Below are 26,346 nucleotides of genomic sequence, written 5' to 3'. Positions count from 1 at the left end.
CGCATGGCCACAAAAAAAGACACCGCCCGCACAGGCAACGAACTGACGGGCGCAGACTCACCGCTGTACGTGAACTCGGTCGAGAAGGCGATGAAGGTACTCATGGCCTTCGACGGCCAGCAGCGGCAGTTGTCGCTGACGCAGATCGCCGCCCTCACCGGCTTCGATCTCAGTACGACGCAACGTTTCACCTACACGCTGATGACGCTGGGTTACCTGAGCAAGGATGAGGCCGTGCGCAAGTACGAGCTGGCGCCACAGGTACTCAACTTCGCCTACCACTATCTGTCATCGAGCGACCTTGTGCTGCGCGCGACGCCCTACTTGCAACAACTGAGCCGGGAAACCGAGGAGACCACCAATCTCACCATCCTCGATGGCAGCGAGATTGTTTTCGTCCAGCGTATCGTCAGCAGCAATGTGCTCAATCCGACGGTGGTGACCGGCACGCGCTTACCGGCATTTTGCACCGCCAGCGGTCTTGCCATGATGGCGGCGCTCGATCCACATGAGGTCGACGACATTCTCGCGCGCAGCGACTTGCGCATGTACACCCCCTATACCGTGGCCGACAAGGATGCGATCAAGCAGCGTCTGATCCGTTTCCGCGAGCAGGGCTATGCGCACAGTCGCGAAGAATATTTCCTGGGCGATATCTCGACGGCGGCGGTGGTGATGGATAACCGTCGTGGCCGCCCGGTCGGGGCAGTCAACCTGGCCATTGTCACTGCACGTTGGGGCGGTGACGCCGACGAGCGCCGGCACGCCGATCTGGTGATGTCTGCTGCGCGTGCCATTGCCAGTTGATCATCTCGTTTCTCTGTTCGGAAATGCCACCTCCAAAATGACTGGCCTCGCCCGCACGGCCTCTACCTGAGGTATCGTTCAGCGCCAAGGAGGAGTTTTAAAATGGACTTTATTAAAATCCTGGAATACAAGAATTGGTCGGACCGGCGCATTCTTGATGCGGTAGCGCAACTCACTCAAGCGGAACACAAGCCTGCGCTGGATTTCGCTCGGCAACAGCTGAACCACATGGTTCGTGTTGAGGAGTTATTTCAAGCCAGATTGCGAGGAGTTGATGACCCCCATGACTCCACCAATACCGAGCATCTGCCGGAATTGGCCGAGCTGGATTCCAGGCTGACGGCGGCAAACCAATGGTCGTTGGCCTATGCCAGGAGCCTGACGTCCAGCAGTTGGAAGGAGAGCATTTCTTTCACGTTTGTCGATGGGAAGCGGGGAAGACTCAGCCGCGAAGAAGCCCTATTCCACCTCATCAATCATGGAACCTACCATCGAGGGGCAATGGGTCACGCTCTTGATCTGGCAGGTGGTCATCGTCCGGCCGATACCTACAACGTGTTCATTCATGCTGCCGAGCCGGAGAGAAGGGGCTGATTGCATTCCCCCATCAGCAACCGTGGCAGGCCACGGCGCCCATGACGGGTAACTACAAATCCAGTTCAATCACCTGGCAAGCCGCTCTGGAACAGCATGGCGTGAATTGGTCCATGCGGCGCTTTTCTTCGTCGCTGAGAATGAAATCGCGGTGGTCGATGCTGCCGCTCAGGACGCGGGTGATGCATGTCCCGCATATCCCTTGCTCGCAGGAAGTAGGAATTTCGATGCCATTTTCTGCCAATACCTGAACGACTGACTTGTCTTCAGGGATGTGGAAGACATCGCCGGTGCTTGCAATCTTGACGTCAAAGCTAGCGCCGCTCTTTTCCTCGACCGACGGTGGGGAAAAATACTCCTTGTGGAGCTGTTCTTTTTTCCAGCCCAGCCGTTCCGATTCGCCCAAGACGAAATCCATGAACCCGGTCGGCCCGCACACGTAAAGGTGGTCATCGGGTTGACGAGACCTGGCGATGTCAGCCAGGTCGAGCTTCTGACCTTCGTTATCGAAGTAGAACCGCACGTCTTTGGCAAAGGAGCGTTCGGCAAGACGCTGGCGAAACGCTGCGCGAGTGGGTGACCGGGCGCTGAAATGAAGTTCGAATGCTCTGGATTGGGCGTGTAACTCCTCTGCCATGGACAATATGGGCGTGATGCCCACGCCACCGGCCACCAAAATCGACCGACCGGTGCTGGGTACCAGGTTGAAGTTGTTTCGGGGCGCACTGATACGGATCGATTGGCCGACTTCAATCGCATGCATGCCCCTGGAGCCGCCACGGGACGGTTCTGTCAGAAGCACGGCAATTTCGTACTCGCTCTCTTGTCCTGCCACGTTACACAGCGAATATTGGCGGATCAGGTTGGGAGCGACTTCGACATCAATGTGCGAACCGGCAGTGAAGCGGGGCAACGCCTCACCACTGGCCACTCTGAACTTGAACGAATAGATTCCATCAGCTTCCAGGACCTTGGCCGATACGGTCATGGTCATCCACAAGTTACTGCCTACATCGAGCTTCATATTCTCATTCCTGCTGACTTCTGGATTCAGGACTGCTGCATCATCACCGTCTGGGGGAAGCCGGAACCGGTCGATGGCGGAGCGTTTTCCTTATCCTTGGCTTCCTGGTCGGCACGTCCTTTGAGATAGCGCCGCATGGCCACGCCGAGCGCATCGCTGGCGATGGAAATCTCGTAGAGGTCGTCCCCCTGTTCTGCGATCACTTCTTCGAGCAAGCTCAGGCCGACCACGTCTTCATCGAATGCCTTGAAGAAATTCGTGGCCATGAATTGCGTCGCTGCCTCATCGGTCTGGGCAAAGTCACGGCCCAAATAGATGAAGTAGTGGGTGGTGTTGTGCGTGGCAGGTGTGGCCATGTGAGCGACCTTGATGAGGAATTCCGGACGTTCTCCTTCCGCAAGTGCCGAATCGTACAAGCGTGTTGTCACCTCGTAGAGCGCAGGCGTCAGGAATTCATTGCGAACGATGCGCGATGCGGTTGGAACGCCGTCCAGTCCTGTCGGCTTTCCCCAGACCGGTGGCAGTTTGGTCGGCGACACCGTGCGTACCAAGGAAAACCTGCCTTCACCCATCTCGGATGTGGTCGGTGCTTTCACATAGTCGGGTGAACCGATGGTGTTCGCATGCATGTAGCTCAGGTGCGAGGTATCCAGCAGATTCTCGTGCAAATAGACGTAACTGGACTTCAGGTCGTAGTAGCCCTTGGCGCCTGCCCATTCACTATCCACCATCCAGGGCAGCGCCGGAACCTTGGATTCATCAGCCAGAGCAGGGTCACCCATCCAGATCCAGATGACCGGGCCACGCTCCGCAAGCGGATAGGTACGCACGCCGATGTTCTTCGGGCATTTTGCAACTGCAGGGGCTTCGATGCAGTCACCGGATGGGTCATAGCGCAGGCCATGGTAGCCGCAGACGACGGTATCACCGTCCAACTGGCCCGCTGACAGAGGATAGGAACGGTGCACGCAACGGTCGTCCATGACGACCGGATTGCCAGCTTCGGTGCGGTACAGGATCACGCGTTTGCCGAGCAGGGTGCGTTTGAGCAGAAAACGACCTACTTCATCGCTGAAGGCTGCGACATACCATTCGTTGAAGATGAACGGGGTGTTGCGGTCGGCGAGGCGGCTCATGGCGACTTGTGCGCCGCGGATGATGTCGTGAGATGGCTGTGTCATGCTGGTCTCCACTTTGTAGTAATTGCTAGGTGCAAATTCCGATATTAGTCTTCTTGCCTGCAAGATTTTGTCTCTATGCGAAGCAGGACTTGCCCGATTTTGCCGTGCACGGAAACGCTATGCTGCTCCAAGAGGCGGCGTCAGATCGGCTCTGCCAGGACCTTCAGGGATTGTTCGACAAGCACGGTTTGCTCGGCGATCGGCCGACCGGCCTGTTCGCGTCGCCCAATCTCCAGTGAGTTCTGCACCACCAGCAGGCAGCGCTCATAGCGCCGGGACATGTAGCGCATCAACGCGCGGTCGATATCCTGGCCGTCGCCAAATTCTTCAGCCAGTACCAAGGCATCTTCCGCCGCCAGACCCGCACCGGACGCCAATTGAGGCGTCGTCGGATGGGCGGCATCGCCGATGAGAAGAACTCGCCCCTTGAACCATGGGCCCGGCAGTAAAAAGGCTTCCAACGGCCGATGGACGATGGTGTTCTCCGCGCTCAGAGATTTGCCGATTTCGCGGATGATGCCGCCATAGGAGCGAGTCAGACGTTCCAGTTCTTCAGGAAGGGACTCTTCCGGGAGCCGACGTTTTTCCTTGGCGTTTTCCAGGAGAAACATGTACATCCGCTCGTTGGATACGGGGGTCAAACCGACCTTATACGGGCCGCCCAGGAAGAAATGGCGCCGGTCAATTTCAGGAGGGCGCGGCAGTTGGGCGCGCCAGGCGCTTTGACCGGTGTACTCAGGAGTGGGCGAGTCGAGGAAGAGCAGGCTCCGGACACGTGAGAAAAGTCCGTCCGCGCCGATCACCAGGTCATAGCCAGACCTGGTGCCGTCGGTCAGTTCTACATCGACCTGGTCTGGGCCTTGGTCGAACTTCTCAACCGACAGGCCAAGACGCACATTCACGCCAGCCGCCAGGACTCTGGCCGACAGAATCTTGTGCAGTACCGGCCGCATGATGCCGCCACAGCCGGGAATGCCATCTTCTGGTCGTACGGGGGTGGGCAATACTGCCAGACGCGCACCGTCGGTAGAGCACACCTGAATGCCGGTGCCGGTGTAGGCCTGCGCTTCAATGTCGGGTAGCACGCCTAGCGCTTTGAATGCCCGCAGTGTAGGGCCGGTAATCGTGATGCCGGCGCCGTAGACACGCCATTCCGGGTCAAGATCAATGAGCTCCACTTGGTGACCGAACCTGGCCAGTGATATGGCGGCAGACATCCCGCCAACCCCGCCACCCACGATAAGAATCTTCTTCTGTTGCATCTACACGAGTCTCCAGTTACCGGACCCAGCACGACCGCAGTCGATACGAAAGGCCAGAATGTTATCCACCCTGGCAGCGTAGCGGTATGCATGGATGAAATTTGCCTGAACTGGCCGTGCAATTTGTCTCGGAGCGAAGGAGGCAGATAGCGATGCTGCGCTGAGGGTCAAAAGGCGCAGCACAGGGGGCAAAGTGGCGGGCTTGCGCGCGCCTACGATATCAGTCCCGGGCCCACACCGATAAGGGCTTGCAACTGACAAAGGTGACGAATTGAGCGAGAACGTAGAGAATGCCGGCGCCGTGCAGGGCCGCCCCAAGACCCTGGCCGAAGCCAGGCAATGGATGCTGGGTAAGCTGGCCGCCAAGGTGCACCCGATGAATCTGGTGTCGAAGGAAGACGGTGAGCGTCTCATTGACTCCCTTCAGGGTCTGGATGGCGCATCGTGGGCGGCAGTCTGGGGCAAGGCCGGTGACGAAACACGCGCTCTGGCGGACCGCGCCCGTGAAAGCGCCAACGACGCCGAAGCCGCCGCGCTCTACATGAAGGCAAGCGGCTTCTATTTCATGGGTCGATTCCCTTGCCCGAATCATCCTGACAAGGAGCGTTGTGCACGCGCAGAGCGCGAGACCTATGTCCTGGCGGGTTCGTATTGGGATAATCCGGTGCAGCGCGTCACCATTCCCTTCGAAGGCCGCAGCGGTGAAGGCAAGGAAATTGTGTTCCTGATCCGTCGTCCCAAAGGTGTGGAGCGCCCGCCTGTCGTTGTCATGTGGGGCGGGGTGGATGCGTGGAAAGAACAGATGACCGCCGCATGCAATGCCTTCCTGGCTGCTGGCGTGGCGACCATCGCCATGGACAATGCAGGCACTGGCGAGTCACCAGTGAAGGGTGTTCAGGATGCAGAGCGCCAGTTCCTGCCCGTATTCGAGTGGGCCAGTCGTCAGAGTGACCTGGACGGCGCAAAGGTCGGTATCCTGGGGCGCTCGTTCGGCGGCTACTGGGCCACTAAACTGGCACACGTGCACCCGGAACGCATTGCGGCCGCTGTGAACTGGGGCGGTGGTGCCCACTATATGTTCCAGCCAGAGTGGGTCGAATCCTCCCGTTACCCCGACAGCTACCTGATGGAGCTTGTCGAAACGCGTCAGCGCATGCTGGGCGTGTCTACCGACCAGGAATACATTGACGGCTTCAAGCGCCTTTCTCTGGTCGACCAGGGGCTGCTCGACCAACCCAGCGCGCCGATGCTGCTGGTGAACGGCAAAGAAGACAAGCAGTGTCCCATCGCTGACCTGCATCTCCTGATCGAGCGTGGCACTCCCAAGGCCGTTCGCCTGTTCCCGGGCGGACACATGGGAAATACGCCGCAGACGCTGCCAACGATCGTCCAGTGGCTGTCCACCCACGTCAAAAACCAGGTGGGGGCCGCATGAGCGGAAACTGGGTCCAGCAGATCCCATCGCAATCTGCCTACTGGTTGAACAAGGTGCTGTTCGAGGTCCATCACAACGATGGGCAGCTCAAGCGCTATCTGGCATCTCCGAACGAGTATCTGTCGACGGTTCCCATGCCGGAAAATCTTCGGGTAGCAGTTCGAGACAATGATATTGGCAGCATGTATCTGGCTGGAGCCAATCCCTATCTGTTAAGGGCGCACTGCCTGGGATTGCGCATTTCAGAACAGGAATTCCTTGCCTCACTGAAGGCCGTCGCTGGAGGGCAAAAGAATGGCTGAACTCGTAGGAATCTATGCGGCGAGCCACACGCCCGTCATGCTGAATTTTCCGGATGCCATCCCCGGTGAAGACCGGGACGCGATTTTCGCGGCGTTCAAGGATATGGGGCGGCGTATCGCCGAGTCGCGGCCCGATACAGTCATCGTCATCTCCGATGACCATGTCCACAACTTCTTTTTCAACAACTTCCCTGCGTTTTGCATCGGTGCCGCCGAAAGCTACCAGACGCCTGTGGAACACTGGCTGAAGGCCGAGAAGCAAGTCCTGCCGGGGAATGCGGCGTTGGGCGCGCACCTCCTGGGTGAAGCGCTACAAAACGGATTTGACCCGTCCTTCTCGATCGAGCTGGTGCTTGACCACGGCGCGCTGACCCCGCTGCTGTTGGCCGGTTTGGTACCTCATGTGCAAATCGTTCCCTTACTGGTGAACTGTGTCCAGCCACCCTTACCCACGATGCGCCGATGCGTCGACTGGGGCAAGTTCCTTCGCAAGGCGATCACCCGCTTTGACGCCAGCAAGCGCATCGCGATTCTTGCAACCGGTGGCATCAGCCACGATATCGCCACGCCGCGAATGGGCATGGTCAACGAGGAATTTGACCGTCAGTTCCTGGCCAACCTGGGCAGCGGTAATACGGATACGATTGTTGAGCACGCGACAAGCCATGTCGCTGCTGCAGGAAATGGTGCGGAAGAAATCCGCAACTGGTTGATTGGCCATGGTGCGGCAGCCGGCGCCCAGTTCGAGTCGCTCTACTACAAGGCAGTCTCAAAATGGTACACAGGGATTGGTCTGGCCCAGTGGAAAGTGAAAGGCTGAGATGAACGCTGAAATTGTCCCACTTGCAGCCGAGTCACTCGGCAAGGATGAACGTCACGCGGTCGTCTTGCTGCATCCCATTTGTGCGAATCGCGATATCTGGCGCCTGCAAGTGCCAGTCTGGTCAAAGTCGTTCCGGCTGGTTCTGGTTGACCTGCCTGGACACGGCTTCAGTAAGCCACTCGGGGGGGCGCCAACACTCACGGACTTCGCGCGGCAACTGGCTGTCACTCTGACGAGGGCGGGTGTTGACCAGGTCTCACTGGTCGGCGTGTCGCTTGGCGCAATGCTTGCACAGGCTTTTGCACTGGAATTTCCGGAGCGAATCCGAAAGCTCGTCCTTGCCAACGCCGGCGCGGTCACTCCTGAACCCCTGGTGGCGCTATGGAATGAGCGTCAAAGGAGTTACCGCGAGGTCGGCGCCGAGCAGCATGTACGTTCGACGATAGAGCGCTGGTTCGATGATGACTATCGCGCCCGTGCGCCGCTGACCGTGAAGTGGATTGAATCCCTTGTACGAGGTACCACTCAGGCGGGGTACTTTGAGGCAGTCGATGCCATCAAGGGAATGAACCACGTAGCGAGACTGCAGGAGATATCAGTACCCACGCTGGTCGTGGCCGGTGAGAGGGATGCCGCCGTGAAGCCGGAGATTTGTGCAAAGGTCGCCGAAGGCATTGCGGGCGCCAGATTTGTGGCGCTGCCGGCGGGTCATATCAGCAATGTTGAAGCCGCTGCCGAATTCACGGAAGTTGTCGGGCAATTCCTGCTGAGCTGAATCAGGAGTCAAGAGTCAGGCAGCTCCTGACGGCCGAGGCCCCAATCCGTTGGCTGCGGATTGGGGCCTCGCCACATGGCCCTGCCGCATCCATGCAGGGCTTAGCCGTGCACCTTCCTGTACTCCCGAGGAGTCATGTCGAACTTCTCCTTGAAGGCACGGCTGAAGTGGGCAACATCGCTGAAGCCCCACCCATAAGCCACCTCCCCGATGGGCCGGTTCGAGAGTTGGCGCGATACCAGGTCTTCACGGCATCGCTCGAGACGCTCGGACCACACCCACTTCATCAGCGATGTCTGTTCCGCGGTAAAGAGCTGATAGATGTGCCGCGTCGACAGGTTGACCGCCTGCGAAATCATCTCCGCATCCAGCGACGAATCGTGCAGGTTGTCACGAACAAACGCACGGATGCGCTCAAGGTGAAAAACGTGCAGCTTGGAGGGTAGGGCCGTCATTTCCTTGTCGCAGAGGGAAAGCGCAACCGCAAGTGTGTACGGAAGGGCTTGCGCAATACGAGCGGCCGTATTTTCATCGAGATCCGATGCCATGCCGAACATCTCGTCATTCATTGCCCGGAAGATTGCCCCCGGGCCACCGGCCGTCTCGATTCGCCTGGCCGTGCGTAGATGCGCATCGGGAACCACCCTGCGCAACAGCTCCGAATCCACATAGGTCGAGTGCGTCACCATATGCCCGGTTTCGATGTGGAAGGGGGATGCCAGGTCGATAAGCACCATGTCTCCAGGCCGTACACGGGCGCTGCGCCCGCCTTGGGAAACATGCGCCTCGCCTTCCTTCTGGACAGTCACCAGCCACCGGCGGGTGTCTTTATGTGTCGCCGGTGCGGACGTCTCATGGGGAGAAAAGCGGATGGACGCAAATTGCAGGCTTCTGCCGCAATAGGCTTGCATCTGGGTGCTCAAGGGCTCGTCTTTTCCGGAGTCTAGTGACAGGCCGATCGAAAAAAGGCTGGCCATCTGCCTTTCGAACAGTCGAGCTCCCTCACGGGACGGACTCTCAGCGGTAGAGAAGGTGCGGATAAAAATGGCTGTCTCCTTGGTCGTCGCGGCGCTGTTTTTGTTTTCAGCTGGTGGGCGAAATGAGTCCGCCGCTGATGTCGCCTTATTAGTCAAATTCTAGCGCGGACTGAAGCAAGATGGGGAATCGTAAAGGAATAGATTAACGCTACTCCCACCGGGAAATGGGAGACAGAAATAGTTTGCTCGCATCAACACAAAAAGCTGCTCATAAATGTAGCTCATTAATGCAGCTCCTAAACGCAGTTCATCGGAGACCTTGCCCACTTCACCACGCGGCGCTCAGCGCCAGATGCATCGTCGTCTTTGACGGCGAGCTACAACCATAACAACGAAATGGAATGTCGCACTTGGCCGATAGGGCGTCGTGCGTCCTTCTGAAAGAGGAAAGAGAGACATGCAAAACAACAAATGGAAATTCGGTGCAATTGCTGCCCTTGCTACGCTGCCCGTCGCCTCCTGGGCTCAAAGCAGTGTCACCATCTCGGGCATCATGGATGCAGGGGTTTCATACGTCAGCAATCAATCCGGGAAAAGCAATCTGCGGGCCGATAACGGCATCGGCGTCCCGAACATCCTGTTCATCAAGGGACAAGAAGACCTGGGTGGAGGCACTGCGGCCATCTTCCAGCTTGAGAGCCAGTTCAATCTCAGCACCGGCGCATCCTTGCCCGGAAACAATCTCATCTTCGGCCGCCAATCGCTGGTTGGTCTGAGGGATAACAAATGGGGCACACTCACCGCCGGTAACCAGTACGAATTCATGCACGACTCGCTGTTATTCGGCGGCTTTGATTCCGCGCTGACCTATGGCGGGTACTACACATTCCGCCAGGGACCGTTCAATGCCCTGGCGGTGCCGAACAACCCAACCGGCGCCTCGGACTTCGACCGCCTGGCCGGCCTGGCTCGCGTCGCCAATTCCGTCAAGTATCTGAGTCCGGATTTCAATGGTGTGACGTTCGGTGGGATGTATGGCCTCGGCGAGGTAGCGGGAGACACCTCTGCATCGCGCACCATCAGCCTCGGCACCAACTATGCCAGTGGTGCATTCGGCCTGGCAGCCGCATATACCGATGCGCGCTATTCCACCATGAGCAACGGCCACGACGGTATCCGCAACTGGGGTTTGGGTGCGCGATACCGGATCGGCGACTACAAGCTCAATCTGCTCTACACCAACACCCGCAATACCCTGACCAAGGGCGAGGTGAACGTCTATCAAGCCGGCGTCAACTGGCAGATGGATGTTGCCTGGAACCTGGGCGTCTCCTATGAGTACATGAAGGGGAACGCGCAATTGGCGCACAATTACGCCCATCAGGGAAATGCGACGCTGCAGTATTGGCTCTCGAAGCGGACCGATATCTACCTGCAGACCGTGTATCAGAAGGCAGGCGGCGACAACGCCACTACCCAGGCCTGGATCAACGGCCTGTACGGCCCGGGGTCTGCTTCCAGCACAGGTAGCCAAGCCATCTTCCGGATCGGCATGGCAACCCGCTTCTGAGCAGCGTAAGCCCTGAATTAAAAGAACAGAACGGAGATAGTATGAATATGTTGTCCAGTGGGACTGCTGCCGCAGTGGTTGGAGAAGAGTCCTGGCGGTATCGCGGATGGGTGGTGGTCTTGGCGTCGATGATTGCATTGATGTTCGGGCCCAGTACCGTGGCGGTCCTCAGTCTGGGGCTTTTCATCAAGCCCCTCGAAGCCGATTTTGGCTGGAGTCGTACCCAGATCGCGCTCGCCAGCTCTATCGTGTCTTATACGGTGATGTTCATTTCCCCGATTCAGGGCTACCTGACTGACCGCTTTGGCGCGCGGGCTGTCATCGTCCCTTGCATTCCCTTGTTCTGCGTCGCCGTAGCGCTGATGTACTTCATGCCGCCAGTGCCGTGGATCTACTACGCCGCATGGGTTGCTCTGCCAGCTATCGGGATTGGTATCTTCCCGCTCTCGTATCTCCGAGTAGTCAGTTCCTGGTTTGATAAGCGCCTGGGCCTGGCTATCGGCATCGCCAACGCTGGTATCGGCATCGGTGGCGCCGTGATTCCGCTCGTTATCGGAACGGTGATTGTTCAACAGGGCTGGCGTGCTGGATTCGTGGAGTTGGCCGTGTTGGTCGCGCTGACGCTTCCCATTGCGTTCTTCTTCGTCCGAGAAAAGCCCGGTACCGAGCCCAAAAAAGGGAAAGCGGAGAGCGTTCCTGGTGTTGATTTCAAGGTGGCCGTACGTAGTAAGCAATTCAAACTGCTGGTCGGCATCTTCATGCTGCTGGGTGTCATCAATACCGCATTGATTGTTCACCAGATTCCAATGTTGATTGATGCAGGCGTGACCCCACAGCGCGCTGCGGTGGTACAGGCGACCTTCGGCATCTTCGTCATTGTGGGACGCCTGCTTACCGGCCTGCTTATTGACTACATCTCTGCCGCGTTGGTCATGTGTGTCCTCGTACTGGGAGGCACGATTGCCTGTGTGCTGTACGCGTATGGCGTCACCGGTGACGTTGTTTTCCTATGTGCCGCATTGCTGGGAATGGTGCTGGGGGCAGAGTTCGATGTGCTCAGCTACCTTTTGAAGCGCTATTTCGGTATGCGCTCGTTCGGCAAGCTCTATGGCGTGATTTTCGCTGTATTCCAGTTCGGCGCTGGTGCCGGCGCCGCATTTCTTCCCATCATGCGCCAAGCCTCCGGAAGTTATCGCTCTGGTCTACTGGCCTTTTCAGCCGCCACCTTAGTGTGCGCATTGCTGCTCGTAATGCTCCACCTTTGCGGTCGTGTCGGGCAAGCTCAAGCACATCCCCATCATTCGAGTATTTGACAAGGAAGTCTATGGAACAAAACGCAGGCGAACCTCGGCTGCCAGTCGTCGATGTTGCAACAGCCTCGCCAGAACAGAAGCGCGTCCTGGATGACATCCTGAACGGGCCGCGCGGTAACCTGGCCGGTCCGTTCCTCTCGTGGATTCACAGCCCTGAGCTGGCACAGCATGCACAGAAGCTTGGCGCATTCTGCCGCTATCACACGAAGTTGTCGTTACGGCTGTCTGAGCTGGCGATCCTTTGTACGGCTTCGAAGTGGCGAGCTCAGGCAGAGTGGCAGATTCACTATCCTATTGGCATCGATGCCGGACTGGATGAACGGAATATCGAACTGGTTCGCCTGGGCAAGGAGCCGGAATTCACGCTTCGTGAAGAACAGTTGATTTGGGAGCTGGTGGAGGAACTCTATGAAACGAAGCGAGTTTCAGAGCCGCTCTACAAAGAGGCAGAGCAGTACTTTGGTGTCGAGGTGTTGGTGAATCTTGTTGGGCTGCTGGGTTACTACGCGTTGGTCGCCATGACGTTGAATGTTTTTCAGGTGTGCCATGGAGACGGGCCGCTTCCGTTTGAAGGGTAGTTTTCTCCGGTACTGATTCTGGCTTGGCCATACGTGGGTTATAAAGAATTCACGTATACAGTGGCTATAAAATTCGTCTCAGATAACTTGAATAGGAAACCTTACCTTGTATCCAAGAGCCAACAATTTCAGTAGCTCTTCCGCCTGAAACTACACTGGTCAGCTTTTAGCCGTCCAGGGTGTCTTCGCAAAGGTAGCGCCGCCTGGCGATTTCGTTTAATAGCAGTAGTGGAGGCATAAATTATTCTTTGGAATTTTGAATGAAAATCGATGGACCGATCGGCTGCCGGCTAAAGGAAATCTAGCGTTTATCATTTCAGCATGTGCGGCTGCATCACCATATCCGGCGATTTTTCTTCATGAAGTTGCGAAGTATTTTTTGCACATTTCCGTCTATGAAATTATCTTGATCTACAAACGCCTCAATTTTCTTCAAATAACGGTAGCCACCTAGTGTGTCAAGAGTTGTTTCCAACATCTTCAAAAATAAATCTTGGTCTATAGTGATATCTAAAAATGTTTGTATGTGCAGATCCTTAGATACAAACGTTTCTACAACGATTTGCCGAATACGAAGACACCGGTCCCATCTCCGATAAGATGGAACCCACGGCAACCGGTCCTCAATCAAATTCCAGTTCTCGTCATCTAGTTCCGACCTCTCAAGAGATGCGTGCAATGATTCAAAGGAGAGGCTTAATAGCTCCCCTACGCTGCGCGATCGCCAGCCCAAAGCACGCCTAAACGCGTATGCGACAAGCCGTATTGAAAGAGTTCCGGTGTTGTTTTTTAAGTTAGAGAGCGCGATGAACCACGGATCATGACCATATTCATTTGGTATCGATTCTGGAGACAACTCAAACGACAATGCCTCCAGCATCCTCTCATCATGGATATGCGCATCGGTTAAAAACGATGCTACTGCACTCGTGTTGAGGCATGAGAACCGGAGCCAATAGGATTCGCGTGCAATGCGAACATGACTATGCTTAGCCATTAACATGCAGAACAGTATCTTAGTAGATCCGAAAAGCCGGACCGCGGACGCGATTGGATTTTCCTGTTTTAGTCCCCGTAGCATGGCTACGATCACTACCTCCATATCGATTTCACTGTCTTCAGAGATGATCAGTGCTGGATCAATTTGAGCTAGCTTCCAAAATGCTTCCGACGATAGAAGATCAGGTCTGATTTTAAGAAGCTGGCTATAGGAAAGTTCCATCTCTCTGAACCCAGAGAGAATTGATTCGACAGGTATTTCTTTAACTGCAGATAGCATTATCTTGGAGACTGACTCATTACTGGAAATGAGCTCCCATAACTTTTCGGGGAAATGGCGCCATAAGATATTGGCTAGAGATTGACACTTCTCTTGTACTAATGAAGGTTCTAGGCTGCTCAGGTTATCTATGACAAATGTCAGTGAGTTTTTGTTTGCATTTGCAATGTTATGCAGCGCCAGTTTTGCAACTTCTGCACGCGCATATTTCGACTGATTCAGTAGCGAAATACTTTCAAGTGATGCGACGGTTGCATCAATGCTTAGATGCTTCTCGTCATTCTCAAGCAATGCATGAAAGTTGCATAGCGTGGCCATTGCTTCTCTTCCACCTTGCGTCTCTGCACCTAAAACACGCAGTGTCTGTCTCAAGCCAGTGTTACTTGGTTGAGCAATGTCTCGGACGAGAGTGGATAGCCATTCCGTTTGCACGGGAGGCAAATATGTATTGGTTCTACTATTGGTGGAATGAGCTTGCAAAACTTGCAGATCAAACTCTCCGTATTCGTTTGAACGATCTCTACTTGTAAGCGTACAGAATCTAAATGAGCGGCGAAGCCTTGGCCATTGCTGATCCCACACTCGCAAAACGGAAGCGTCAACGTCGACATTGCTTTCTCGCCGAATCAAGACCTTATCCAACGGTTTTTCGTATAAACCCGCCAATACTTCGCTCAGCCATGCCTTCTGCGAGGCCTCCATCCCAAATGGAGTAGAAAAGTCATCTAACTCAACAGACAAGGTTTGGGAGTACTGACGGAAGTTATGAGCATCGGGACGGATAAAGTGTTCGGCGATTTGAGAGGGGCAAGTGATGCGGCCAAGATCTGCGAAATCAATATAGAGTGTGTGAGTCCACACGCAACCCGGCCTACTCATCTCGGGAGCAGGCCATGTCTTTGCAAGCGCATATACGCCAGCATCACTTAACGGATATCCCGTAAGGTAAGCGATGCCCTCAGAGGCGACGCCAGGTCCTGAAACGTCGCTCATAACAAGAACAAGCTTTGCTTCGGGCGAAGAGAAGCTAGTTGACGAATTCAGTAGGCGATGTCCGTCCGAATATCCATGAAGCGTTTGTTGAACAATTGTAATCACGGTCCTACCTTAACAGCCAATGTAACGGTTCAGTAAGATCGTGAGATATGTTCCCATCATATTCGACCTTAATTCTTTCCGTAGGTGAGGACAGTTCCCGCAGATTGTCGGCAGCAACAGTAGGCTGTGACTTTTTGTCATAATCACCACCTTGAGCACTAATTCCGTAAATTCGGAATGTCCATCCATCGTTAAGTCCGTTGGTCAGATATTGACGCAGTAATGGCATTCGCTTTGCTAAATAATCTTTCGGGGATAGCTTTTCCGCTTCTACGGTGTCCCAAGCAGAAAGCACTAAGGCAAGCTTCCGTGGCCCCACATCGAATGGGGGATTCTGTAAGGATTGCAGCAGGTCAATAACTTGGACTTGTGTTGGAGCCATCCTTGGTGTCCATGCTAAAGGAATGCCGTTATTCTCGGTTTCATATGCGATTCCGGCATTTTCGCTTTGAACGCGGTCATCAACAATCCAGCCAGGCGCTTTGATCGTGTCAGCATGGATAAAGAACATCACACCATTGCTGAGAATCATTCTGGAAATTTCCTGATCGCACTCCCGCTCTTCCCACATTTGTCTAAACGCTTCCCCCGCGACATCAGGAAAAGAAACAGAATCTATGTTCCCATCGTCATCGCGAACCATGACATTAACCACTCGGTCACCGGACACCGAGGTGCGTTCTTGCTTGTGAGCTTGACGCCATAAATCGGCTATCTGATTTAAGTGTTCGGTATTGCCGGAGCGTAGTACAGAGAATTTCAACTTGCTATTGATATCGGCTTCTAAGAGTACATGCCAGAATGCCGCGAGATAAGTTGTCTTTCCCGATTCAGGAAGGCCAATAACGACTACTGATTTTTCAGCCATATAGGGCACCCTTAACTGATCGATCTGATTCGAGAAAAATATCTTTCTGGAGTAACAGTTATAGCTGGCAACTTTTGAGCATCGTAGCGTAAGGCCGAGTTCATCCAGAAAGCTAAAAGATGGCTCAATCCTTCGCCGCGCTTTTCACTGCCGGTTTTCGGAGAGGCTGCAATTTGGAACCCCTCTATCTGAGAAAAATATTCAGCGTAGTTTTCTTTTAAGCGTTCGACCAATGATGAAAATTCTGAAAGTGCTCTATTACCAAGATCGCCTCCAGCTCGGATTTCATCCATCTTCGTGAGAACAACAGCAAGCCTCTGCCACTTACGTAAGACCTCAGCCTCTAGGAACGCTTGGAGCATCAGTCGTACATCTGTTTTTATGTTATGTCTGAGCCCGTTATCCAATAACTTAGATCCATCCACGAGCATAACAATCACGTCTGCTCGGCTCAGTTCGAAGAATTTCTTGGCTGCATCTGGATCATTTCTTGTCTCGATATATTCTTCTCCAGCACGATCTCCAAGTAAAACGGCCGCTTTGAGCTTGTTATTCGTATTGATTACATCAAGGTGGAAGAAGAGTACATCTCCTCGAGCAGTTCTTTCCGTATGAGGATGTTCTCGTTGAGATTCGGCTCGCGCATCGTGACAGACCTGCTCAAAAGAATGTAAGGTTTGAGAACGAGAAAATTCAATTCCGTCTACATCACCTGCTTGAAATTGATCGTAGAGCCCCGCGATCAGACTCGTCTTCCCCGCATCATGGGGACCAATGATTGCAATCACACGAGAAATTCGATCTGACAGAATTTTCTGTGCCCCGAAAATCGTAAGTGCCTTCGCAGATGAGAGTTCGATAGTGGTTTTTTTGGGGGAGGCAGCTTGTTGCAGTGGTACTTCAGAATTCGCGGGGGTTCTTCCAAATTGCGGACAAATTGAAGCTTCATCAAAACCTTCTATGCATCGCCCGCCTGAGGAAATCCGACATTCAGGATTGGCGCACTTGAGTAGTTCATTTGCGTATTCGGCCATCACTCGCCTCGAAGGACCAAGATTTCTCTATAGAGCAACATGGAGAGATCCAAAGATCCCAAAGTAGCAGTCTCTTGAAGGCCGCAAACTGCAGCCCATACCGGAATCCACGCTGATTTCCCATCGACTTCGAGCCTTCGCTTAAACGCTTCGTGAATTGGTGTGGTAACAGAGGATATATGCGTGGCAAGGCCCTCATCGTAAATCGATTTGATCCAATCAAGAGGTATGTCTTGCAGAACCGCACTGATGGTCAGCGAAACGTCATTGCTAATATTTGCTCTGGAGAGAAGAGCTTCGACAGCAAGCGGGCCTGGGAGAGTAGATGTAACTTGTGCCAGTTCATTGGCCAAAATAAGTGGTCGTTGATTTTCGGGAATCTCAGAAAATAGCAGATTCTGGTAATTGCTCCGTCCGCCCTGTAACCACCACAACATATCTAGTTCCTCATCCTGCATTCGGACATACTTCTGAACGCTAGTTTCGAACTGGAGTTGCCGCCTCCACAAATTGGCAACTGCATTACTTGTGGCAGTCGCTAACGCAGTAAATGCTGCACTAATCTGAGCGGTGTCAATTGCCTGCAGCTTGCTTATTGCGTCAGCAGCATCGACTGATATTGTTGGCTTGTTATTTGTAAATGCCGGGCGTCGGCGGCTTGAGTCCGACAATGTTTTAACGGTGTTCTTTGCCATGCCGACAATATCCATCGGTTGCTCCAGCGAGCGAAGTCCACCAAACGAGGTTGTTAGTACAAGCATTGCAGCGAGTCCGGCCGTTGCATTCTCTTTTCCTAGAGCTTGAAAAAGCGTAGCTGCAGCCAGAAGCGACAGCTCGGCATCTCCAACCGCATCACCATCCAGTGCATAGGTAGCTCTTAGGTTTGCTAACTCGCTAGCTGAGGCGTTTTGGCTAGACTGGAACGTAAGCCTAATCAATGCTTCGATTGTGGGCCGGTTTAAGTTGCCAGCGATAGTTTGTATATTCCTATTCCTCAAAGCGATTGCTTGAGGATTTGGTTTTATCGAAACAGCTTCGTACCACTTTGCAAAATCCATTTTTCCCCTCCTCCATTAAACCGCGATTTACTGTTGATCTTCGATCAGCTCAATTTCTCGAATTAGAGCCTCTAGCTTTTTTTCTTCAACAGCCCTCTTTAGTGCACGGGCATAACGCTCTGGACCGTCAATTTTCATGTCTTCGTCAGTGATGAGTCCAAGCTTGAAAGCAATTCCCCTTTTCTGACTCCAGGTTAGCTTCCCGAAACGATACATGAGCCCTTTGGTACTTGGCGTACTCACGATACTCTCCTGTTCAGGTACATCCGTAGTTAGATCATGGGAGGCTGAAGGGGGGGCTTTCAAAGGCGTCGCAATGCTGGAAGGTGTATTTTGAGAAAGGGTTGCTATTGCTGTCCGCGGAAGAACTCTTGGCGTTTCTGGATACCTTATATGATGGGTCCATACTTCTTCGCGGAGATGAGTGTGGACAGCAGTAAACATTTCCGGTGCATTTTGGAAGCCGCGAACGTGTGCATCGATCTTGATTGATCGGTTTGAACCTTCTCCTTGGATCGACAGATCGATGAGGTTATACCCAGGCTTCCAGTCAGGCTCGTCACGCGCGGGATTCACAGCGCCAGCTAAAAAGCGAATGTACTGATTTGTCGGAATGCATCGCTGCCGATGTTCGTGACCAAAAAATTGGATTTGTACGCGATTGTTGATGTTGTCATCTACAGTTCGTTCGTCGAGAAACCACGATGGAGGATGGTGGCAAAGCACCAAATTCAACACGTTCCGCTCACGGGAAAATACAGTCTGAATTGAACTTAAATACAGTCGACCTGGCTCTATATCTCGGTCACCCAGGCCAGAGATAAATGTCGACGTGAGTCCAAACAGCTTGAGAGTTATGTTTGGTTCAAGTTGCAGGCAATGTGTCCAGAATGGTTGGTCCGGATATACATTGCATGCAAATTTCTCGGCGAAATCGTTATACGCCTCCAATGGCCGAAATAGGTCTTTTCGTGTTTGCTGATCCTGCAATTGGCGGCGAAATACCGAGTCACGCTGATTTTCTGTGGCGCTAGCGATGGCTTGTTGTGCGTTGCCAATTGATTGCATGCGGCCGCTGATACCGCGATCAATATCATGATTTCCTGGCACTACATATATTTCATCTGGAGAGCATCCACATTTCTCGGCAAGTCGGAGCAACCAACGCTCTGCAACTTCATATTCTTGTGGATCACCTTTGAAGGCTATATCACCGCATACCAAGATTGCGTCAACAGCGCCGCTGGCGACACAAAGTGCTTCTACGTCCTCTTCCAAGCAACTTCTGAACGCAGCATCGGGATCCAATGCCGGAGTTAGACATTCCGGTGCGCGAAAATGAATATCCGATATATTCAATAACCTCATATTCCCCTCTCCCAGACCGCATAGATCTACGTCGATGCTCTGACGGTATTGCTGTCATCGTTGTAATTTTAATTGCGTGAATGATTTACGTCGGCCCCCCGACGCAGCGTGCAAATTTTTAGGTGATGCGTGATCTTATGATAACAGTTTCTTTTTGTGACTTACGTTGAGCTACAACGTAGAAATTAATTATTGGTGAATAACTATGTTTGTCGGAGAAGTTGCGTCGACAGAATGAATCGTGCACCGGCATAGGTTAAGCCGAAAAAGTGATGACCTCCGCGGGCTGGCATGAGGCGCTGGAAGCCCTTACTCGTTCGGGGGGGCTGTCGCAACGCAAGGCATGTCGTTATCTGCAACTAAGCCGGCGGGTAACGGGTTATCAGTTGCTACAACCTGAAAAGGATCGGAGCCTGATGCAGCAGTTCTTCGCGGCATCGCAAGAGCTCCCTTGCTTCCGCTATCAGCGTATGCCTGCCTGGCTGGCCTTGAGCGAGTCCCGAGTGCGACGGCTCTGGAGCGCGCTCAAACTTGGCATTCCGCGAAAGCGGCTTCGGAGGCGTCGATGCGGCAATGATATTCGGCAACCTGAAGCAACCAAGCCTAATTCGGTCTGGAGCTACGACTTTGTTCGTGACCAGATGGTAGATGGGCGCTCGTTGGAGATGCCGTGCGTGATTGATGAACACACCTAGAAACGCCCTGAACATCGAAGTTGCCGCCAGTTTGTGCTCCTAGAATGTCATCCTGACGCTCTCGCGATTGATGCGATTACGTGGGAAGCCAGCCTATGTGAGGTCGGACAACTGAGCGGAGTTCATAGCGGTCAAGGTCATGCAATGGCTGCGAGATGCCTCCGTTGGTCCCGCCTTCATCGCGCCAGGCAGTCCATGGCAGATCGGATTCGTGGAAATCTTCAATGGCAAACTGCGCGACGAGCTGCTTAACCGGGAGTGGTTCCGCAGTCGGGCCGAAAGCAAAAGTGCTGATCGAAAGATGGCGTCAGTTCTACAGCGAGCGCAGACCGCATAGCGTACATACCTACCAGCCTTCAGCTACGGTCCGTCACGCCTGGCCGGAATCGAATATGACCGACAACTGGCTCACTGCCTAACTGCTTACAAATTACCAACGCAGGTCACCATTTTTACGTCAAATAAGTGCTTCTATTGTTGAGTGACAACAACTTGATGAACTGGAATAAAAGCTTTTCTCTGAAATTTTTCATGCACGCTAGGTATTTGATTTTATTGAACTTAGCGTACTTTAGAAAAGCATCTAAAAGTTGAAATTCACCCCATGAGGCCCGATAGAATATTTTTTTTCATATCAGGGTGAATAAGCTTTTCTGTTCCTACTTGAAAAGGGTTTGCGTTCTGCCTAGCTTTTCCCTTTTCACATCGTGTGTTTCCCTCAATTGCAGAAATAACCGTCACCTGCCTCCTCTTTGGACCAGTTTGAGTAGCGTGTCTGTGTCATGTTTTTCTTGGTCGCCTGTGACCGTAAACGTAAAGGTCTGGATGATTGGAGCGGGCAGCTGTTCGGCCAAGATGCGTACCTCCAGCGTCACTTCACACTGTGCCTGAAGGCGCAGCAATACCGGCTCCGAAATGAAGTCTTCACCGGCCAGCACGCTCTCGGCTCGCGCAAAGCATACTTGGTGCTTGCCTCGGTTTTCTATGTGGAAGGCACGGGGGTTAACTGGCGGTGGCGTGCGGAAGTGTCGACCAAGCTCTCTCTTCATGGATGGCCTGTCAGGGAATCGAGTCTTTTCGATGAACTTGTACTTTACATCTGGGGTGGTGACGTGGAGTTCGAGCTTTAGGTCTCGCAGGGAAACGTTCGATTGGTTGCGGATTTTGAAGCGAAGCTGGATGCTGCTGAGGACCAAAGCTGCATAGCTCGCAAGGTCGCGGTAATAGTTGAAGTTTGTGGTGCTGTCGGTCCCTAGAATCGAAGTGATGTCACGACCGGTATATGGCACAGAGAATTCCGGCAATTCATCGAAGTGGAGGAATCGTAGATTCTGCGTCAGACTCAATGATTCATTCTGGTGATTGAGCAATTCAATCGAAATCTGGCTATCTGCGGGTCTTCCTTCAGCGCGACTCATCTTGATTATCTCGGCCGGCGACGCTTCCACGGTAGCACTTCCGCGGCGCACATACACGACGTTGGAGCGGACCTTGCCGTACCCTGCATAAACAGAGAACGGGCGCTGCTGCTTCGGGATGGAGATGATAGCGACAATTTTTTCCTCGAACACTCTCTCTTCGTACTTAAAGTGCAAGGGAGGTTCGACTTTCCCATTCACGAATTGCTGCAGTTGGGCATCGTCAATGTGGTCGTCCGTACTGATGCCAGTAACGTCGGCTGGGTTTGGCGTGCAGTCCTTGAAACCGATAAGGATGTATCCAGTGCCTTCCCTCCAAGAGTTGGCGATGGCAAGGATATCCTTAAGAAGCTCCGATTTCTCCTGTTCGCCGGCACCAATAAATCTATATTGGGCTTGCTTGAAGTCCAGGTCTACGCTTTCGCTCCGATATCGAAGCTCGTTCAAGATATCGTCCGTTACGGTCATGTTCGCTTGGTTTTCTTTGTCATGAAATATCTAGGACGTTCCTAGAAAATCGAGTTGTCTGCATTCTTTGCGGATTTGTGCGAAATCTTCCGGAGCCCCCGACGCATGCTGACATGCTCCATAACGCCTTTTCTATGAACTGCGCAATCATGCCAAAGATATTCTCAGAGGAGGAAGCCAAGCCGACATTCACGATGAACTAGATGGCATTTTGAGCTACTTGAGATTTTTCCTTGGGGAACCGTCGATATCGACGTTCTCGAATGTGGTGTTCCGCCAATAGAACTCTTTAGGATTGGATGGGGGGGAGGTGCTGCCTCTGAAATATGTTCCGATGGGTGTGACTACGCCCATGTGAATCGCGTCATTGATGTTCAGCAAGCCGACCAGCTGAATTGGGCCGCCGGAGTATTTGTCCTGGGTTGCAGTCCTTCCCTGGACCGCATCGCAGAATGCGGAGAATTGCGAGGAGCTCACCGTCCCCGATTTCTTGACTGTTGCCTCTACCGAGGACAGTACGACCGCTTTGCCTGTGCCGAGACGTTCTAGGGCGACGGAGTGCTCGGTATCGCATTGCACGATGCCGTATGTAAGTTGCGGATTCTCGAACGTGTACGAATATTGAAAGAGGTGGAACTCTGCACCGGACATGGCGCCGGTTCTGGTTCCATGCAGAATCCAGAATTCGTATGTTGGCTTCGTGAGAAGTGCGTCGAAATCGGTCTTAAGGATGTTGAAGATTTCGGCGCTTCTTTCGTAAGCGTCCATTGCGTTGAACCGTTCGGTGTCGCCTGACAGTAAGGTCTCGATTTTTCCCAGAGCTGCTGGTGGAAAGGTGGCATCGCCGGCGAAAGCGAAGATGTCCCGCGTCCCGGCGGGAGCAAATGCCTTCACGCAGTCATCAGTGAGAACCTCCTTGATTTGCCCGCCTGGCAATGTCTGCTCTACAGTTCGGCGGCTATCAGTGGCGAAATAGAGGCCACTACCTCGAGTGCTGGGGCGCTCGTCGTCCTCCGGGCGGCGTTTGTCCACCTGAGCAATCCACGCGATAACTGATGTCATTGCCTACCTGTTGAGTTTTGAAAAGACCAATCATATAATTGGGGCTCGAATCCCGGAACCCCCGCCAAAACAGTATTCGCCGAGTACCGTTTTGATGGGGGTTGAGGCTTGCTATAGAGACCGAACCCCGGGCGCCCGCCCGGGGCCGCCGGGTTCAAAAAGGGGTGTCTGCAACTTGCTTGACACGATGAGCTGATTGTCTTTACTATTTATTCACGGTTCGCCGAACCGCGGGTGAGTTGCTCCCGTCAGTGCACGCACCGGACTTGTCCGGCCTGGCAAAACCAGCTTCGCAATACCCCATCCCACGGCTCTTATTGAACTCCTGGAAAGCCGAACAACGCGTGCCGTTCGTCGTCGCTTTCCGCACTGGAGCTCAATTAATGCACGCCTCTGATACCGGCCGTCGGCCGAATAGCGCCCCCATCTCCTTTGAATCCCGGGCTGAAGCCTTGTGGGAATTTGTGTGCCTATCGGCGCCACGTTTTACGATTGCGGGTGCTCGCCAAGTTGTTTCGCGACTTGCGGGATTTCTTGAAGGCGACCCTAAACTGCTCGCCAAGCAACTCAAAATTGAACTTGCGGTACACGGCATCAAAACTTCTCACTCCAATACCCTGAAGGCAGCATCCAAGTTGCAAGGATGGGATGCTTGGCATTCACACCCCCATAAAGAAGTTGCTTTGCTGACGTTCACGGGACTAGACCGGAATATTCCGATTGAGACGGATTACGCCTCTTGGGACGAACTGGCGAAGGAATTGCGCGAATGGGTTGATTCATTGCGGACCCGAGGACAGCTGCCGTTGGATGTCTTGTCGATTTCGCTGAGTCCGCATGCTCTCAGCTTCACAACTATGGTGCGTACGGAGGCGGGTGTGACTGGTGCCACTGCTGTTTGGCCGCTGGGAATCGTGTCACCGGTCTCTCCTGGCACTCCTTGGTTGGACGGCGCACCCGCCGCCTTGGAGAAATTACGCAGGCATTTGGAGTCGAACGGTCACGCGGTCCTTGACGGATATGCTGTTCTTCGACTCTGCGATGACCCCTATGCCGTCCCCGGCCACCCGACGTCTGTATCAATGACGGATGCCGTTAACACTGAGCTTGTACTGCAAGTTGAGCAGGACGAAGACGACCCGAGCAGTTCATATGAAATAGCGCGGGGAAATGAGTTGTACTGCTGGCACCAGCTGGAATTGTCCCTCCGTAAATCCACCGCCGCCATCCAGACGCCGCTGACTATCGACATTAACGAAGAGGGAAGCGGCGCGTGGCTTATCAACGGGATGCGGTATGTATGGGTTCTTGAGACGTTGAAGCCCAACGAGATTGTTCCGGGGCGGATAGTTCGATACATCGGAATTGATGACTGCAAGCGGTTGCGAAAGAGATATGAAGGGGCGCGTAAGATTCGCGGAGACCTGTATATGCACAGGGATTACCCAAAGGAGATGGCATATGATGGCGGCCCATCGGAGTATTGCCGCGTCAACCTGCATTTTGTACTTCTTCGATTGGACAAGCTCGGCTTGAACTGGGATAGCTACTTAGAGAAATTCGGACTTGAGCCGACGCCTATGGTCGCCAGGTTACCCACAGGGTTCGTGTACCAGTTGATTGAAAACCTGAAACTTGAGCGGCCGAACGATATATTTTCGTTGCTGAGTCTTTCCGAGATGCAGTTGGTGGAGGAGAGTGCTTGGATTCGCGCAATACGCCCCCGTATTCAGCACCTTCGTTATGTACAGCCGCAAGGGATGGACGATGTTGATTCAGTGAAGCTGAAAGAGGTCATGGAGGACTTTGCGCATGGATTGTACGCGCAGCTAATGACTGCAGGAAAAGCCGCCACACCGGAGGACGAACTGCCTCATTTAGTCTGGGCCGCAGAAGCTGAAGAGCTGTGGCATGCAGTTGAGGCACTCGGGTTGGTGATGTACGCGGCCGTGATGCCTCACCTGACAGCGACAAAGGGCATAGTGGTTGATGTACCAGGCGTGAACATGTCACCCTGGGCATATGGTCATGCGTTGTTCCTTCGATTCGCCGTCAAGGGAGGTGCCGCATGAATTCAGATGCGTTGAAGAAAGTTAGCAGAGATAGCGCATATTGCGCGTTTAAGGACGACCGACATCGACTGTGCGCGCTGATATCCCGGGATGTCAGGTCCGTCGCAATATGCGTGATATTGGCACTGGTTGAGCCGACGTTGGCAACGCACATATTCCGGGTACTGCGAATCTGGGGTACCGGCTAGAGCGGCCGTGCTTCACATGGAGAAACAGGTGGACATATTTGACGCCATTTACGAGCAGTCGCGAGGAGATTTTCCGCTGCAGGAGAGTGAGAAGGAAGCAGCCAGGAGTTTCTCTATCTACTGGGGTTTTTTCGAGGGGCAGGTGTGTGGCTCATCCGCGAGCCCAGCCCGGATGATGGTGGTCGCGCAATATGTAATTGAAAACGACGAATACAAGCCTGACCTCACGAAGAATACGCTGGCCTATTTCAAACATCGCTATACCGGTGGCGAACAGCAGGATGCGGAATTCAGAGACCTTCGTTTCCGTAACCGTGAAAGGAGATACGAGGAGCTGGTGCATCAAGTTCTCCGAGATGACGAGGCTAGCGACGAGTTACAGCTGGCTGCGTGCTTACTGGTGATTCTCCGCTACCGTAACAATCTTTTCCACGGGATGAAATGGACTAAGAACCTTCAAGGACAGGAGCAGAACTTCGTTAAGTCACTAGATTTGATGATGTATATCTTGCCCATCGCCAAATGGAAGCAGTGGGAGGTGAATGGCCAATAGCCACTCACCTCCCCGCCTGTATTGACCTTTACCGCGTCAGAGGGACATGATGGCATACATATCCGCCGGCCTTATGCAGGCCGACGGTACAGCTTTGGGGCACCATCTTTGACCATGAAGCGAATCTATTTTCGCCGGAGCGGATGTGCGTCAAGTCCTGCCCAGCCTTATTTCCCTTAGTCGGCCCCAGTTTCGTCTGTTTCTCCGTTCTGCCGTCGCCCAAGACGTGCTTCGGCCGAGGCTTTCGACCTCTTCCTACCCAACTCCATCGCTTTACGGACGTCCCGGTCAATGGCGTCCAGGTCCTGTTCAGGGTCCGCCAATTGCGCCAGTTCATGGTCCCGCCGGAGGAGCCACAGTGCGGTGGCGAGAATGCCGACGCTTACGGTTGGGTCGCCGGCCTCGAGGCGCTGGAGGGTGGGGATAGAGACGCCCATGCGACCCGCCCAGACCTTGAGGGACTCTTTACGGCGCAGGCGTGCGACGGCGAGGTCTGCGCCAAGTTTTTCGAGGGCGGTTTGCGTCGATGGAGGGAGCTGCCAGA

At 53.8% G+C, this 26,346-nt stretch carries 21 protein-coding genes and 2 pseudogenes; 12 read left to right on the top strand and 11 right to left on the bottom strand.

The features are described from left to right. Window positions 1-3: 3 nt before the first annotated feature. Complete coding sequence (locus I5R65_RS21850) at window positions 4-807, top strand: IclR family transcriptional regulator (RefSeq protein WP_370460971.1); 804 nt, start codon at window positions 4-6, stop codon at window positions 805-807. A 102-nt stretch (window positions 808-909) separates the two neighbouring features. Continuing rightward, complete coding sequence (locus I5R65_RS21845; protein WP_180669459.1) at window positions 910-1,401, top strand: DinB family protein; 492 nt, start codon at window positions 910-912, stop codon at window positions 1,399-1,401. Between the two features lie 52 nt (window positions 1,402-1,453). Here I5R65_RS21845 and I5R65_RS21840 read toward each other — a convergent pair whose 3' ends face one another. The 3 genes from I5R65_RS21840 to I5R65_RS21830 form a co-directional block, all read right to left on the bottom strand. Continuing rightward, entirely contained in the window at window positions 1,454-2,425 is a 972-nt protein-coding gene (locus tag I5R65_RS21840) for a PDR/VanB family oxidoreductase (RefSeq protein WP_180669457.1), read from the bottom strand. A 26-nt stretch (window positions 2,426-2,451) separates the two neighbouring features. Then, window positions 2,452-3,606 carry an aromatic ring-hydroxylating dioxygenase subunit alpha gene (locus tag I5R65_RS21835; RefSeq protein WP_180669455.1) on the bottom strand — a complete coding sequence of 385 codons (1,155 nt, stop codon included), beginning with the start codon at window positions 3,604-3,606 and terminating at the stop codon, window positions 2,452-2,454. 140 nt (window positions 3,607-3,746) lie between these two features. Next, window positions 3,747-4,868, bottom strand: a complete 1,122-nt coding sequence (locus I5R65_RS21830; RefSeq protein WP_180669453.1) for an FAD-dependent monooxygenase — start codon at window positions 4,866-4,868, stop codon at window positions 3,747-3,749. Window positions 4,869-5,139: 271 nt separating this feature from the next. Here I5R65_RS21830 and I5R65_RS21825 point away from each other — a divergent pair, with 271 nt between their 5' ends. The 4 genes from I5R65_RS21825 to I5R65_RS21810 are packed head-to-tail and all read left to right on the top strand — an operon-like array spanning window position 5,140 to window position 8,203. Next, window positions 5,140-6,303 carry a S9 family peptidase gene (locus I5R65_RS21825; RefSeq protein ID WP_180669451.1) on the top strand — a complete coding sequence of 388 codons (1,164 nt, stop codon included), beginning with the start codon at window positions 5,140-5,142 and terminating at the stop codon, window positions 6,301-6,303. After that, window positions 6,300-6,605 (top strand): subunit of meta cleavage enzyme, encoded by a 306-nt coding sequence (locus I5R65_RS21820; protein ID WP_180669449.1) that lies wholly within the window; start codon window positions 6,300-6,302, stop codon window positions 6,603-6,605. The genes I5R65_RS21825 and I5R65_RS21820 overlap by 4 nt, the downstream gene beginning before the upstream one ends. Then, window positions 6,598-7,425 carry a 2,3-dihydroxyphenylpropionate 1,2-dioxygenase gene (locus tag I5R65_RS21815; RefSeq protein ID WP_180669447.1) on the top strand — a complete coding sequence of 276 codons (828 nt, stop codon included), beginning with the start codon at window positions 6,598-6,600 and terminating at the stop codon, window positions 7,423-7,425. Before I5R65_RS21820 ends, I5R65_RS21815 begins: the two co-directional genes overlap by 8 nt. Window position 7,426: 1 nt before the next feature. Next, window positions 7,427-8,203, top strand: a complete 777-nt coding sequence (locus I5R65_RS21810) for an alpha/beta fold hydrolase (RefSeq protein WP_180669445.1) — start codon at window positions 7,427-7,429, stop codon at window positions 8,201-8,203. A gap of 101 nt (window positions 8,204-8,304) precedes the next feature. Here I5R65_RS21810 and I5R65_RS21805 read toward each other — a convergent pair whose 3' ends face one another. Then, on the bottom strand, window positions 8,305-9,180 hold the full coding sequence (locus I5R65_RS21805) for a helix-turn-helix domain-containing protein (protein ID WP_180669443.1): 876 nt from the start codon (window positions 9,178-9,180) through the stop codon (window positions 8,305-8,307). A gap of 457 nt (window positions 9,181-9,637) precedes the next feature. Here I5R65_RS21805 and I5R65_RS21800 point away from each other — a divergent pair, with 457 nt between their 5' ends. The 3 genes from I5R65_RS21800 to I5R65_RS21790 are packed head-to-tail and all read left to right on the top strand — an operon-like array spanning window position 9,638 to window position 12,641. Then, a complete protein-coding gene (locus I5R65_RS21800) occupies window positions 9,638-10,750 on the top strand; it encodes a porin (RefSeq protein WP_180669441.1) in 1,113 nt (370 codons plus the stop codon). A 41-nt stretch (window positions 10,751-10,791) separates the two neighbouring features. After that, window positions 10,792-12,063, top strand: coding sequence for an MFS transporter (locus I5R65_RS21795; protein WP_180669438.1), 1,272 nt, complete (start codon window positions 10,792-10,794; stop codon window positions 12,061-12,063). 11 nt (window positions 12,064-12,074) lie between these two features. Then, window positions 12,075-12,641, top strand: a complete 567-nt coding sequence (locus I5R65_RS21790; RefSeq protein WP_180669436.1) for a carboxymuconolactone decarboxylase family protein — start codon at window positions 12,075-12,077, stop codon at window positions 12,639-12,641. A 2,077-nt stretch (window positions 12,642-14,718) separates the two neighbouring features. Here the strand turns inward: I5R65_RS21790 and I5R65_RS24500 are convergent. The 5 genes and pseudogenes from I5R65_RS24500 to I5R65_RS21765 form a co-directional block, all read right to left on the bottom strand. Next, window positions 14,719-15,018: pseudogene (locus I5R65_RS24500) on the bottom strand (hypothetical protein); the annotation flags it as partial. Between the two features lie 4 nt (window positions 15,019-15,022). Beyond that, window positions 15,023-15,886, bottom strand: coding sequence for a hypothetical protein (locus I5R65_RS21780; protein ID WP_180669432.1), 864 nt, complete (start codon window positions 15,884-15,886; stop codon window positions 15,023-15,025). A gap of 11 nt (window positions 15,887-15,897) precedes the next feature. After that, window positions 15,898-16,920 carry a GTPase domain-containing protein gene (locus tag I5R65_RS21775; RefSeq protein ID WP_180669430.1) on the bottom strand — a complete coding sequence of 341 codons (1,023 nt, stop codon included), beginning with the start codon at window positions 16,918-16,920 and terminating at the stop codon, window positions 15,898-15,900. Further along, window positions 16,920-17,978, bottom strand: coding sequence for a GTPase-associated system all-helical protein GASH (locus I5R65_RS21770; RefSeq protein WP_180669428.1), 1,059 nt, complete (start codon window positions 17,976-17,978; stop codon window positions 16,920-16,922). The genes I5R65_RS21775 and I5R65_RS21770 overlap by 1 nt, the downstream gene beginning before the upstream one ends. 27 nt (window positions 17,979-18,005) lie before the next feature. Then, the gene (locus tag I5R65_RS21765) at window positions 18,006-19,346 is read right to left on the bottom strand and encodes a metallophosphoesterase (protein ID WP_180669426.1); all 1,341 of its coding nucleotides are present in this window, start codon (window positions 19,344-19,346) and stop codon (window positions 18,006-18,008) included. 263 nt (window positions 19,347-19,609) lie between these two features. Between I5R65_RS21765 and I5R65_RS21760 the strand changes: the two are divergent. Then, a pseudogene (locus I5R65_RS21760) lies at window positions 19,610-20,460 on the top strand (integrase core domain-containing protein); the annotation flags it as partial. Window positions 20,461-20,778: 318 nt separating this feature from the next. Here I5R65_RS21760 and I5R65_RS21755 read toward each other — a convergent pair. Both I5R65_RS21755 and I5R65_RS21750 read right to left on the bottom strand, forming a co-directional pair. Further along, window positions 20,779-21,927 carry a helix-turn-helix domain-containing protein gene (locus tag I5R65_RS21755; RefSeq protein ID WP_180669424.1) on the bottom strand — a complete coding sequence of 383 codons (1,149 nt, stop codon included), beginning with the start codon at window positions 21,925-21,927 and terminating at the stop codon, window positions 20,779-20,781. Between the two features lie 216 nt (window positions 21,928-22,143). Next, complete coding sequence (locus I5R65_RS21750; RefSeq protein WP_180669422.1) at window positions 22,144-22,989, bottom strand: hypothetical protein; 846 nt, start codon at window positions 22,987-22,989, stop codon at window positions 22,144-22,146. A 266-nt stretch (window positions 22,990-23,255) separates the two neighbouring features. Here I5R65_RS21750 and I5R65_RS21745 point away from each other — a divergent pair, with 266 nt between their 5' ends. Together I5R65_RS21745 and I5R65_RS21740 are read left to right on the top strand one after the other, a co-directional pair. Then, window positions 23,256-25,061: a hypothetical protein gene (locus I5R65_RS21745; RefSeq protein WP_180669420.1), complete on the top strand. Its 1,806-nt coding sequence runs from the start codon at window positions 23,256-23,258 to the stop codon at window positions 25,059-25,061. A gap of 216 nt (window positions 25,062-25,277) precedes the next feature. Further along, the gene (locus tag I5R65_RS21740; RefSeq protein WP_180669418.1) at window positions 25,278-25,802 is read left to right on the top strand and encodes a hypothetical protein; all 525 of its coding nucleotides are present in this window, start codon (window positions 25,278-25,280) and stop codon (window positions 25,800-25,802) included. The last annotated feature ends 544 nt before the right edge of the window (window positions 25,803-26,346 follow it).

The sequence above is a fragment of the Herbaspirillum sp. AP02 genome (assembly GCF_015767275.1).
Lineage (GTDB): Bacteria > Pseudomonadota > Gammaproteobacteria > Burkholderiales > Burkholderiaceae_D > Herbaspirillum.
Note: the sequence above shows the minus strand (reverse complement) of the source record. Positions and strands in the feature narration are given on the sequence as shown.